Origin of the sequence: Blautia sp. AF26-2 (genome assembly GCF_003460955.1) — a bacterium.
Taxonomy (GTDB): Bacteria; Bacillota; Clostridia; order Lachnospirales; family Lachnospiraceae; genus Fusicatenibacter; species Fusicatenibacter saccharivorans.
This window is the reverse complement of the sequence record NZ_QTWD01000001.1, coordinates 346,469-359,043: the sequence shown is the minus strand read 5'-3', so window position 1 is coordinate 359,043 and position 12,575 is coordinate 346,469. Positions and strand designations below refer to the sequence as shown.

General features: G+C 50.1%; 11 protein-coding genes. All 11 read right to left on the bottom strand.

Annotation, left to right across the window (positions count from 1 at the left end):
- Positions 1–2 precede the first annotated feature (2 nt).
- Complete coding sequence (gene cobD, locus DWY63_RS01820) at positions 3–1,016, bottom strand: threonine-phosphate decarboxylase CobD (protein WP_330415396.1); 1,014 nt, start codon at positions 1,014–1,016, stop codon at positions 3–5.
- A gap of 81 nt (positions 1,017–1,097) precedes the next feature.
- Positions 1,098–2,063: an adenosylcobinamide-phosphate synthase CbiB gene (gene cbiB, locus DWY63_RS01815; protein WP_117801005.1), complete on the bottom strand. Its 966-nt coding sequence runs from the start codon at positions 2,061–2,063 to the stop codon at positions 1,098–1,100.
- Complete coding sequence (locus tag DWY63_RS01810; RefSeq protein WP_117509017.1) at positions 2,060–3,469, bottom strand: cobyrinate a,c-diamide synthase; 1,410 nt, start codon at positions 3,467–3,469, stop codon at positions 2,060–2,062. Before DWY63_RS01810 ends, cbiB begins: the two co-directional genes overlap by 4 nt.
- Positions 3,466–5,445 carry a precorrin-6A reductase gene (cobK, locus tag DWY63_RS01805; protein WP_117801002.1) on the bottom strand — a complete coding sequence of 660 codons (1,980 nt, stop codon included), beginning with the start codon at positions 5,443–5,445 and terminating at the stop codon, positions 3,466–3,468. Before cobK ends, DWY63_RS01810 begins: the two co-directional genes overlap by 4 nt.
- Positions 5,438–6,169, bottom strand: coding sequence for a precorrin-3B C(17)-methyltransferase (gene cobJ / locus DWY63_RS01800; RefSeq protein WP_022462307.1), 732 nt, complete (start codon positions 6,167–6,169; stop codon positions 5,438–5,440). The genes cobK and cobJ overlap by 8 nt, the downstream gene beginning before the upstream one ends.
- Positions 6,166–7,197, bottom strand: coding sequence for a cobalt-precorrin 5A hydrolase (locus DWY63_RS01795; RefSeq protein WP_117800999.1), 1,032 nt, complete (start codon positions 7,195–7,197; stop codon positions 6,166–6,168). Before DWY63_RS01795 ends, cobJ begins: the two co-directional genes overlap by 4 nt.
- A 1-nt stretch (position 7,198) precedes the next feature.
- Complete coding sequence (gene cobM / locus DWY63_RS01790) at positions 7,199–7,957, bottom strand: precorrin-4 C(11)-methyltransferase (RefSeq protein ID WP_117800996.1); 759 nt, start codon at positions 7,955–7,957, stop codon at positions 7,199–7,201.
- The gene (gene cobI, locus DWY63_RS01785) at positions 7,958–8,650 is read right to left on the bottom strand and encodes a precorrin-2 C(20)-methyltransferase (RefSeq protein WP_022462304.1); all 693 of its coding nucleotides are present in this window, start codon (positions 8,648–8,650) and stop codon (positions 7,958–7,960) included.
- A 7-nt stretch (positions 8,651–8,657) separates the two neighbouring features.
- On the bottom strand, positions 8,658–9,830 hold the full coding sequence (gene cbiD / locus DWY63_RS01780) for a cobalt-precorrin-5B (C(1))-methyltransferase CbiD (RefSeq protein WP_055226415.1): 1,173 nt from the start codon (positions 9,828–9,830) through the stop codon (positions 8,658–8,660).
- A gap of 134 nt (positions 9,831–9,964) precedes the next feature.
- Positions 9,965–11,665, bottom strand: a complete 1,701-nt coding sequence (locus DWY63_RS01775; protein WP_117800993.1) for a MutS-related protein — start codon at positions 11,663–11,665, stop codon at positions 9,965–9,967.
- A 53-nt stretch (positions 11,666–11,718) separates the two neighbouring features.
- Entirely contained in the window at positions 11,719–12,564 is an 846-nt protein-coding gene (locus DWY63_RS01770; protein ID WP_147343049.1) for a class B sortase, read from the bottom strand.
- Positions 12,565–12,575 lie beyond the last annotated feature (11 nt).

The following is a 12,575-nucleotide window of genomic DNA, read 5'->3' as shown; positions in this document are numbered from 1 at the left end:
TCCTAAAACCACTGCAGAATCTGTGAAACGGCTTCTGTCAGAATCTGGTTTTCTTCATGTGTACGTACGGCTGCACGGTAATATCCGTCGGCAAGGCCCGGGTAGTTGGAGCAGTCGCGGATCAGAATGCCGCCTTTTTCCAGCCGTGCGGCAAGTCCCTTCGGTCCCTCAAAGAACAGATAATTTGCACAGGAATCCCATACGGTAAGACCTGCTTTTTCCAGTTCTGCTTTCATCCAGGCGCGTTCTTTTCCGATCAGTTCCCGTGCTTCTTTGACGTAAGCATCCTCGTTCAGGGCGGCAAGGCCTGCCATCTGCGCCGGAATCGAAACATTCCACGACTGCATGCTGCGGCTGATCCGATCCAGCAGATCCTCGTCGCTGCAGAGCAGATAGCCAAGACGCAGGCCCGGCATTGCGTAAATCTTTGTGAACGCACGCAGAATCAGCAGATTCGGATATTCGTCCAGTTTTCCCTGCATCGTCACTTTTTCCGGCTCCGGCAGAAATTCTATGAAACACTCATCCAGCACCAGATAGATGTTACGCTCCCGGCAGTTATCCAGGATCTTTAAAAGAAGCTCCTGCGGAATCGTAATGCCGGTTGGATTATTTGGATTACATAAAAAAACAAGATCCAGATCGTCGGTCAGATCATCGCAGAAATCGTCCTGTAAAAGAAAGCCTTTTTCCTTTTGCAGCAGATACATACGGATAAAACACCCTGCCGCTGAAAGTGCTGCTTCATACTCTGCAAATCCCGGCGCTGCAATCAGCGCTTTTTTCGGGCGGAGAGCCTGTGTCAGGGCAAAAATAAGCTCCGCGGCGCCGTTTGCAAACAGGATATTTTCTTCTGGAAGCTGCTCCTTTTCCGACAGTGCCCGGGTCAGGTCCCGGCACAGTGCGTCAGGATACTGTTCCACCGATTCCGCGCTCTTTCTCACCGCCTCTTTCACACTTTCCGGAGCTCCAAGAGGATTGACATTCACAGAAAAATCGACTCTGCATTTTTTCATGTAAATGTCTCCTCCATGTGGATTTTGTCTCATACCATATGCCTTCCTTTCTCTTTTCCGTTGTGTTTCTATCTTCTCTTTTTACAGAAATAAAAAGAGCGCGCGGATTCCCGCAAAGAACACCAGTCCGAGGAACGAGGTCAGATACATCAGATGATTTGCTCTTTTGATATCTTCCGCCTCGACCGGGCGGATGTCATCGCCGATCGTTGGTTTCTTTACGACTTTGCCGAAATACACGGCATCTCCGGCAAGCTGTACTTCCAGCGCCCCTGCCATAACTGCTTCTGTCTGCGCAGAATTTGGGCTGGCGTGGCAGTAACGGTCGCGTTTGTAAATTTTTTCTGCATTTTTCCAGTTCATGCGCTCGCATGCAGACGCAAGAATCATCAGCCATGCGCTGATTCTCGCCGGTATGTAATTGACGACATCATCCAGCTTTGCCGCACACCGTCCAAAATACAGATATTTGTCATTTTTGTATCCCACCATGGAATCCATGGTATTGATGGACTTATACAGAAAGCCTAATGCCGGTCCGCCGATGGCAAGAAAGAGGAGCGGTGCAATGACACCGTCCGACGTATTCTCCGCGATCGTTTCCACGGCAGCTTTCGTCACTCCTGTTTCCGAAAGATTTTCCGTATCACGTCCTACGATCATGGAAACCGCATAGCGCGCCCCCGGAAGATCGTTTTCTTTTAATTTCTGATAGACCTTCATGCTCTCATCCTTCAGGCATTTCGTTGCCGGAATCTGCCAGCACCAGAGAACCTCCAGAAGGAAGCCGATGACCGGATGAATTTTAAATGCCGCAAAGAGCAGCAGTGCCGGAACACCGTATCCCGCCAGACAGACGAGGATCACGAGAAAAACTCCTCCGGCAAGCTCTCCCTTTGGTGTTTTCGGAAATACCTTCCGCAGCCATTTTTCCAGCAGGGCAATGAGATTTCCGATCACACGGATCGGATGGTACAAAAAGGAGGGATCTCCAAGCAGCAGGTCCAATCCATAGCCCACAATCAGGGCTGCTAATGCTGTTTTCATCTTGTTTTCTCCTGTTCTTTCCGGTAAGAGACACACTGCTCCAGAAATTCCAGTGCGAGGTGCGGACTTGCCATATAGTAAAGATGCGGGAATCCCGCCATCATCCGTTTTGTCGCATGAATGCATTCCCAGTTCCGCTTCCGCAGCGGTTTTGCCGCATGCCATGCACTTCCGCAGTCTGTGCTGTCAAAGTAATGGAACTCATGGCCGCGCACCGGATTTCCGCCGTTCCGAAAGGTATCCTTCGTGTTTGGCGTGAGGGTGATATAGCCGAATCTTCCCAGCTTTTTTGTCCGGTAAACATTTCCCGGAACAGCCTGTACCATAGGATACACATTTCCATCCATATCCTCCATGGATTCTGACAGGTACATATAACCGCCGCATTCTGCAAGAACCGGCATTCCCTGACGGATGTTATCGCGGATCTTCGTTCTCATGGTCTGGTTTTCCGAAAGCTCTTCTGCGTGCAGCTCCGGGTAGCCGCCGCAGAACAGAAATCCGTCTGTATTCTTTGGCGGCTCCGCATCGGAAAGCGGCGAAAAATATTCGATTTTGGCTCCAAGCGACGCGAGAAGCTCCAGATTATCCCGATAAAAGAAACAAAATGCTTCATCCTTTGCAACGGCAAGAATCGGCTTCGCAGCACGCACCTTGGCGGCTGCTTCGCTTTCTGTCACCTTACGCAGGACTTCCGGCATTTTTCCCGAGAGCTCTTCTGCCCCTTCTGCAATCGCAAGAATTTTTTCAAAATCCAGTGTCTTCTGCAGTGTTTCTGCAAGCAGATTGACCTGCTCCTGCAGATTTTCCACCTCATCCGGCATCACAAGGCCGAGGTGGCGGCTTTCTAAGTGGCATTCCTTCAGTTCCGGCACAAAGCCGACACAGGAAATGCCAAGTTCTTTTTCCGCCATCGGCGCGATCTCCCGGTACAGCATCTCTGACATCCGGTTAAAGATTACACCGGCGATCCTGCTGTCCTCTTTGTACTGCAGGTATCCCTTGATAAAGGCAAGCGCTGAAACGCTCATGCCTTTGGCATCGACAACCAGAAGAACCGGCGTTTTTGTCATACCGGCGAGATCGTAGGCGCTGCCTTTGGTAGAAATTCCGCCAAGACCGTCGTAATACCCCATAACGCCTTCCAATACGGAAATGTCATGACCCGCTGCATGTTTGCAGAACAGATACTGTGTTGTTTCTTCCTCTGTGAAAAACGGATCCAGATTACACGACGGGGCGCCGATTACCTGTTCGTGAAACATCGGATCGATATAATCCGGGCCGCATTTAAACGCTGCGGGCTGCTTTCCCATCTGCTGCAGTGCACGGAGCAGTCCGCAGGTGATCATCGTTTTCCCGCTTCCGCTCCTTCCTGCTGCCAGCATGATTCTTGGTGCTTTCATTCTTTGGCACCTCCCTGGGCTGTAAAGATATAAACCGGATTCTGGGCAATCATCAGATGGCTTCTTCCGGCCTTTTTCGCATTGGAAGCCTGCAGGCAGACGATTTCCGGCTCTTCAAACGCAAGTTTTTTGAAACACGATGCTGCCTCCGCTAATGTTTCCACGGTTACTGTATTTAATACCACGCGGATGTTCGGATTCTTCCGCAGGAGCAGTTCCAGAATCTCTTTTAAGTTTCCGGCAGACCCGCCGATAAATGCATGCGTCGGAACCGGGAGTGCTTCGAGTGCTTCCGGTGCAGTTCCCTCAATAATTTCCAGATGATCCACTGCAAATTTCTTTTTATTTTCCTGCAGAAGTGCAACGGCTGCCGGATTTTTTTCTATCGCATATACCTTTCCCTGTGCTGCACGAAGCGCCATCTCAATCGAAACAGAACCTGTGCCCGATCCAATATCATAGACAACAGAATTCGAAGAAAGCTGCAGATGAGAAAGAGATGCATTGCGCACTTCCCGCTTGGTCATCGGTACTTTGTCACGCAGAAATACTTCATCTGCCATGCCGGCTGTAAACTCCGGTTCCGGATTCGGGTTTTCAAACAGAAGAACCGCAAGCGGAGCAAACTCCATTTTAGCAAGTTCGAATGGGGTTCCTGTCACAATCTGTTCTTCCGGATACGACAGATCCGTTCCCACATGCAGCACAATCTGCTCCCAGCCGTACGAACTTAACGTCTGGCAGATTTCCCTGACACTGCCCTTTCCGCCGGCGATCGCCAGAGTTTTCCGGTTTCGGCGGACCGTCTCCAGAAAGTTGCAGTGCTGCCCGTGCAGGCTCACAAATGCTGCATCCTCCCAGGACACTCCGATTTTGGCACAGAAATAAACCAGCGAAGAAATTCCCGGCTCTACACGGACAGAAAAATCCGCATCTTCCGCAAGGACGGCCTGAAGTTTCTTTGCTCCGCTGTAAAAGCCGACATCACCCGACTGCAGAAGAACAATCTTTTCATATTCCGGGTGCGCCTTCAGATACTCGTAAATCTTTTCCGGGCTGTATTCTGCAAGCATTGGCTTCTGATATTTTTCTACTGCTTTTGTCATGCGTCCCGCACCGATCAGCACATCCGCCTGCTCACACGCGTCTACGAGCGCCAGCGTCATCTGTGCTTCTGCACCAGGTCCGATTCCGGCGATCACGACGTCCCGTTTCACGGACAGATCAAATTTTTCAACGAGATACCGCTTGACCTCGTCCTCCGAGAGTCCTTCTTCCTCTTTCGGACGGCCGATCAGAACGACACGGACACCGGCCTTTTTTGCTGCCTCAATTTTTTCTTCAAAGCCGCCGTTTCTTCCGGATTCCTTCGTTACCATCCATTCGGCATGGAACGACTGCAGCATTGCAACGTTCATGTCCATAGAAAACGGTCCCTGCATGCCTATGGTATGTGCGGCATCAAATCCAAGTTCCGCGCAGGATGCAATTACGCCTGGCAACGGCAGCACCCGGGCATACACACGGTTTTTATAATCCGGAAGCTCTGCAAATTTTGCGAGTTCCTTGCTTCCTGTTGTCACCAAAATCTTTCCCTCTGTGCCCGCCAGATACGATACCGCTTCTTCTGTCGTATCGACCATGACGCAGGATGGATCTGCCGCAAGCGACGGCCGCAGCAGCCGAAGATACGTTTTTCCTGCTTTTTCACATGCAGACCGGATATTTTCCGACACAAGATCGGCATACGGATGGGTTGCATCAATAACCATTTCCGGCTGTTCTTCGCCAAAAAGCTGTTCCATCTCTTCTTCTGTCAGTCTTCCGCTTCGAACCGTCAGGGCACCGCCCTCCTCGATCCGGCACTTGCCGTATTCTGTCGCCGTACAGGCAAGGGATGCAATCTCATATTTCTTCAGAAAACTGCAGATTTCCCGGCCTTCCGTCGTTCCGGCAAAGACGATTACTTTATTCATAGCGATATCCCCTCGGCGTTACCATGTGATCCCGGATTTCCTTTGTCTGACTGTTTCCGATAAATACCGTCGTAAACATATCCACTTTTGTATTGCGAAGTTCTGCAAGCGTCATGGTCCGGCTCGTCTCCCCGTCTCTTCCGATCTGGCTTACGATTCCGCAGACGGTTTCCGGCGCTTTGTAACGAAGCATCAGATCACACGCTTTTTCCAGATAATCCGCTCTCTTATGGCTTCCCGGGTTATAAAGACAGATGACAAAATCCGCTTCCGATGCCAGCAGAAGACGTTTTTCAATTTTCTCCCACGGTGTCAGAAGATCGCTCAGGCTGATCAGGGCGAAATCGTGGATCAACGGTGCACCAAGAACGGCAGCGCCTCCCGTTGCGGCGGTCACGCCTGGAATTACCTTAATTTCAATATCAGGCCATTCTTCCGAAAGCTCATACATCAGACCTGCCATACCGTAAACGCCGGCATCTCCGCTGCAGATCATAGCAACCTGTTTTCCCTCTGCCGCAGTTTCAAATGCCAGACGGCAGCGCTCCACCTCTTTCCGCATCGGCGTCGTCAGAAATTCTTTTCCTGCAAAATGTTCTTTTACCAGATCCACATAGACGGTATAGCCGATGATCACATCGCAGTTCCGCAGCGCATCCGCCGCCTCGATCGTCATTTTTTCATATGCTCCGGGGCCGATGCCCACGACAAAAATTGTACTCAAAATACTGCCCTCCAGTCCGCCGCAGCCAGTGCAACTGTTACACCGTCCGCTGCCTTTTTTTTCTTTATCAGTCTGCCGCCGGCAAGAACTGCGCTGCGCTCACAGACATTGTCAATTCCTGTAATCTTCTTCACAAACGGAGACGGCGTAAATTCCCCCTCCGCCGTTTCCAGTTCTTCTGCAGAAAAGGTCCGGTACTGCCAGCCATACTTTTCCACCAGCTGCAGAATTCCCGGCTCCTGCGCTTTCAGATCAATACTTGCCGCCTGTCGAACTGCTTTTGGAGAAATCCCGGCCGCCGCAAGTGCCGCAAGAACCTTTTCTTCAATCCGGCCGGCCGGTGTATTCTTCTTACAGCCGATGCCGACGGTGATCACCTTCGGGATCAGGTGAAGTGTTCTCTCATATGGCGAATCCTCTTCCGATGTGGTAATGCAGATTCCCATCGACGGTTTTGCCGCCTCTTCCGGGATCAGTTCCTCCGGTTTTGTTCCCTCCACCGGAAAACGGCTGCAGAATCCAACCGTTTTTCCGTCCACCAGAAGCGCCGCTGTCTCTTTTGCCAGCTCCATCTCACAAATTTCACAATGATTTTTTACAGCAAAGACATCGACCGCAAACTTGTGATTGACATCCGTTGCCGTTGTAATGACCGGAACCGCACCCGTTACAGCTGCAACTTCTTCCGTCAGCTCGTTTGCTCCGCCGATATGGCCGGAAAGTAATGAAATCACGAACTTTCCCTGTTCATCCATACACAGAACCGCCGGATCTGTCTTTTTACTTTTCACGTACGGTGCAATACTGCGCACCGCAATCCCGCACGCCCCGATAAACAAAATCGCATCCATTTTCTGAAACATGCGCTCTGTCCATGCAGGAAGCGACGGTGCAATCGCAGGAATTCCCGCTTCTTTCCCGTACTTTTCCAGTGCATATCCTTCACAGCTGTGTTTTTTCAGTGCCGCACAGAGTTTTTGATTCCAGACGCATCCGTTTCTTGTAAAACTTGCTATGGCTATTTTCATCTTATTTTTCTGCCTCTCGGAATTCGGTGGTAAACGTCGGATTGTACAGATCACTTCTGCGGTAATTTCCCTGGGAAACGGCATTTCCGATGATCATCAGCGCTGTCTTGGTGATCTGGTTCTTTTTCGCCGTCTCGGCAAGTGTTCCAACGGTGCAGACGAACGTCTTCTCCTCCGGCCAGGTTGCTTTGTAAACGATCGCTGCCGGAGTATCTGCCGTATAGCCGCCTGCAATCAGCTCACGGGAAAGTTCCTCTAAGAGTCCCGTGCTTAAGAATACAACCATCGTTGCCTGATGTGCCGCAAAAGACGCAATGCTCTCCCGCTCCGGAACCGGTGTTCTTCCGGCCATTCTGGTGATGACAACACTCTGGGAGATATCCGGCAGCGTATATTCCATTTCAAGGGCAGCAGCCGCTCCGCAGAAAGAGCTGACACCCGGACAGTCATCGTGAGCGATTCCAAGGGCATCGAGCGCATCAATCTGTTCGCGGATTGCACCGTACAGGCACGGATCTCCCGTGTGGAGTCTTGCCACAGTCTGGCCTTTGCTTTCGGCCTCTTTCATAACATCAATCACCTGCTCCAGCGTCATGGTTGCACTGTTATATACCACACAGCCCTCTTTTTTCAGATCCAGCAGTGCCGGATTGACAAGAGAACCTGCATAAATGATAATGTCCGCCTCACCAAGCAGCTTCTGTCCTCTTACCGTAATCAGATCCGGGGCTCCGGGGCCCGCTCCAATAAAATGTACCATCTATTTTTTCCTCTTTTCTTTTACAATAATCAGTGAATAGTAACTTGCCTGGTCTGGGATTTCTTCCGCGCTGAAATACTTCTGTTCCGTATCCATGCCGCAGTTTTCTACCATCACCGCCCGGCAGTTCTTTTCCTTCAGGAACTGTTTCACAGCCGGCATCTTTTTACCCGCTTTCATCAGAACCTTTGTTCCTGAAAGTTCCAGTGCATCTTCAATCTGATAAGACGCCGGAATCACATGCAGTTCTTCGGAATTTTCCACCAGTCCCTCGGAAAGAGATGCTGCTGCCGCGCAGAACGATGTAACACCGCTTACAATTCTCGCATCGTAACCGTCTTCCAGTACCCGTCTGTGTACATAAAGGTAGGTAGAATACACGGTTGGATCTCCGAGTGTCAGAAATACTACGTTTTTTCCTGCATCCAGCAGCTCCTCTATTTTTTCTGCACCGCGCCGGTGATTTTCCTCCAGTTCTTTGGCATTCTTTGTCATCGGCATTGGAATAGCAACGAGCTCTTTTTCTGCCAGTTCCGGCACTGCCTGAACAGCAATCTGGTAGGCAATGCTCTCTTCCGGTTTCTCTCCTGGTACTGCAATCGTATCATTTTCCCGGATCAGACGGACGGCCTTTAACGTCATAAGCTCCGGGTCTCCCGGTCCGATTCCTGTTCCAAATAAAATTCCTGTCATTTTGTTTTTACTCTTTTCTGTTTTCTTTTTCTTCCTGCTCCCGCAGGCGCTCCAGAAGTTCTCCCGCTCCCGGGGTTTCCCCGAGCAGGCCCTCATTGCTTGAAAAAACAATCGCCTCCGTCTGCACTCTGCCCTCAATATGGTAATTCATGTAAAAAGCAATTTTTTCTGTCACTTTTTCCATGGTCTCTTTCAGGCATCCTGCTTCCTTTAAAATCTGCACCGCTTCTTCCGTCGTTCCGGTCTCCAGCAGTTTTTTTGCCAGTGCAAGATCCGCCCCTGCACGCACCGCCTGCGCCGTAAGAAGCTCCGCACGGCAGTCTGCCTCGTGGGAATGGGTATTCATAATTCCGCCGGACACCTTGACAAATTTTCCAAGATGTGCCACAAAAAGGATGGCGTCAAAGCCGAGCTCAGCTGCAAATTCCAGTGTTTTTCCGACGTAATTACTGCACTTAACGGAATGGTCTGCACGGACCCACGGATACGTTTTTAAGAAGTCCTGTCCGTAATTTCCCGGTGTCACCAGAAGGACGCGGTCACCCTGTGCTTTCCGCATTTCCATCTCGACGCGGATCGTGGAAATCAGCGCCTCCTCGCTCATCGGCACTACAATCCCGCTCGTTCCAAGGATTGAAATGCCGCCGGTGATGCCAAGTCTCGGATTGAATGTATGCTTTGCCAGTTCTTCCCCTTCCGGTACGGAGATGATAACCTGCAGTGCGCGGAAATCATCGAGTTTTTTCTGAATCTCCTCCACATTCTCGCGGATCATCTGGCGCGGTACATGGTTGATCGCCGCGTTTCCGACCGGCTGATCCAGCCCCGGCTTTGTCACACGCCCGACGCCGAATCCTCCATCGATTACAATTCCCTCTTCTGTTCCAAACGTCACTTCCGCGTAAATCAATGCTTTATCTGTCACATCCGGATCATCCCCGCCGTCTTTTCGGACGGCACAGCTTACTTTTTCGGCACTTCTCCGGATATCCAGCAATTCCAGATTCAGAACAATGCCCTTTGGCGTATGGATTTTCACTTCCTGTATTTCTTTCCCGGAAAGCAGCATAAACGCCGCTCCCCGCGCTGCCGCTGCAGCGCAGGAACCCGTCGTATATCCCATGCGGAGTTTCTTGCTGCCGCGCATAATATATGCATCTTCCAAGCCTGTCCTGCTCATGTTTTTCTCCTTAACAGATCCGGCGGTTTTTCTGCCGGACCACGCGATCTATTTTATCATAACACACAATGAAAAAATGCTGAACCATTTTCGCATATTTTTTCAAAAAAGATCAATTTTTCCCGGCTGTTTTTCTATCTCAGAAACTTATTCTTTTCCCAGCTTCCTGTTGTTTCAAACTCCGCAGCTCTTCTTTCTGCCTGTTTTACAATTTTTTCATCAATTCCCATATTTCCAAGCAGCGCAATCGCATTCTTTCCTCTTGCCGGCCCCTGTTCCAGGCGATACGGGAAGGAAATACTCTGCGCGGTAATCTGCTCTTCAAAATGATAATTGGTGTAGAGATCTTCCAGCAGATACGTCAGTTCAGTATCATGTGTTGCTGCAAGACAGAGCACATTTGCACGGCGCAGGGCAGCAAGCACACTCTCTGACGCTGCAATCCGCTCCGTCGTGTTTGTTCCCCGCAGCACCTCATCAATGACGCACAGAAGCGGTGTTTTTTCACGGCTTGCCTCCAGAATCCGTTTTAAAGATTTTACTTCCACAACAAAGTAACTCTCTCCCCGTGCCAGATTATCGCGGAGTGCCATGGATGTCATGATCCGGCACACAACACCGCGGTACCGCTTCGAAAGACTCGTGTTCAGTGCCTGTGCCAGAATCGCATTCACTGCCATGTTTTTCATAAATGTGGATTTTCCCGACGCATTCGAGCCGGTCAGCAGAATTCCGCCCTCCGCATACAGACTGTTTGCCACCGGATGTGTCAGAAGCGGATGATAAAGCTCCTCCACATCGATCCGACAGCCCGCCTTTTTCTCATCCAGGAATTCCGGCCGGCAGTAATACGAAAGGCTCTCCCGGTACGATGCTGCAGACAGTGCAAAGTCCAGGAATCCAAGATCCTCTGCCATCTGCAGAATCGCTTTTTCATACGATTTCACTCCGGAAACAACCGAAGAATACTCGATCAGATCCAGCAGAAAAAACGTGTGAAAGTATGCAAAAATCATGTTTGCTGCACCGCCCTGCGATTCTTTCGTATTCACAAGTGTTCTGCATTTTCTTGTAATCGGACGGAGTTGTTTTTCCTGTTCTTCCAGACGCTTCTGATACATTTCCAGTCCGGAAATTTTTTCTTTTCCAAGTTCCCTGGCTGTCCGCTGCAGCCGCAGGATACAGCCAAACGCTTTTAATGCACTCTCCAGCTTTTTGCTCTCCCTTCCATGCATCAGTCCGTTGCCGACCATAGAAGCAAACAGAACAGACACACCCAGCGGAGGCAGTGCAAACAGCAGTCCAATTCCAAGCACAGCAATACCGGCCATCAGAAGATATTTCCCCTTCTCTCCCGGCTCCGCCTCCATCAGTACAGCTATTTCTTCTGTCGGCGGATTCATCTTTTCTTTTCCCATCAAAAGAAGTGCTTTCTGCACTGCTTCTCTGGCTTTTTGGTTCTCTGCAAAAAGCTTCATCAGCCGTTCCCGCTCTTCCCTGATTTCTGTTGTTGTGACCGGCATCCGAAGCACCGTGTACAGATATTCTTCCCCGCACACCGACACTGTGTGGTCAACTGTGTCAAAAACCGCATCGAGATCCAGGTCATTCCAGGTAATCGCGTCCACGCAGAAGTTTTCCCCTGCTTTTCGTCTCAGACACGCTTCCAGTTTTTCTTTCTTTTCCCGTTCTGTCCGTTTCTCCTGCTTTTTTCCCCATTTCTTCCGCAGTTGTACCAGCTTCTTTTCCTGTTCATTTCTGTTATTCTGTACCATCCAAACTCCCAGCAGTATCAGAACAACAAAAATTCCTGCTGCCGTGTACAGTTCTTTCATGTCTTATCGCCATCCTTTTTCCTGCTCTGTATCATAAGTCTTTTGATTCTGTCTTATTCTAGCACAGAACCCTCTTCCCTTCCAGATTTTGTTGCAAAAATCATCTCCACCGCCGCATGTACAGCCAGTCTCTGTGAACTGCTGCCGTCACCAATGCAGGTGGAAAGGGTAAGTATCTTTTGAACTTCCTTTTCCTCACCGCTGCCAAAGATAATGCTGTTTTCTTTTCTTTCCTGTACCCATGCATTCCAGTCCGCATCGCTCCATGCTCCCAGCCGGTAAACATCACTTTTGGCATCCGTCTCCTCCACACTCCAAATACGGCACTGCCATGCTTCACCCGGCAAATACAGGTACAGATACGGAATTTCCTGTTCCCACGACGCCTCACGATACTTTTTCAATCCTCCGAACATCGTTCCATCTCGCATATTATGCCCATATAAAATCGTGTGACGTTCAGAAAAATCCTCCGGTGTATCACACGGTGCAAAAATACTGCCGTAAATCCGCTCCCTGCAAAACGCATCGTGTGTCAGATAATATGCGTTATCCTGCCCGTGCGCAACCGGAACATCTAAGGCGCAGCCCGGAATCCAGAGCCACGCGCAGATTTCTCTATTTTTTGATCGAAGTCCTGCAAAATCAATTGTCCGAAACAGATTTTGATCTGTACTGCCCGGTTCCTGCTCCTGCACTTCTTCGCTTTTTTCGTTTTCCTCTTTGTTCTCTTCTTTTTCTTCTCTGACATACCTCTCCACCGCTTCTTCCTGTTCTTTTCGAATCTGCCGGCTTACCTGAATCTGCGGCAGATACCAGAAAAAAAGTGCCGCCAATGTTAGAACTGCAATCCCTCTTCTTTTTCTGCTGATTTTTTTCTCTCTCCATTTTGTTTTCATTCCACCACCCG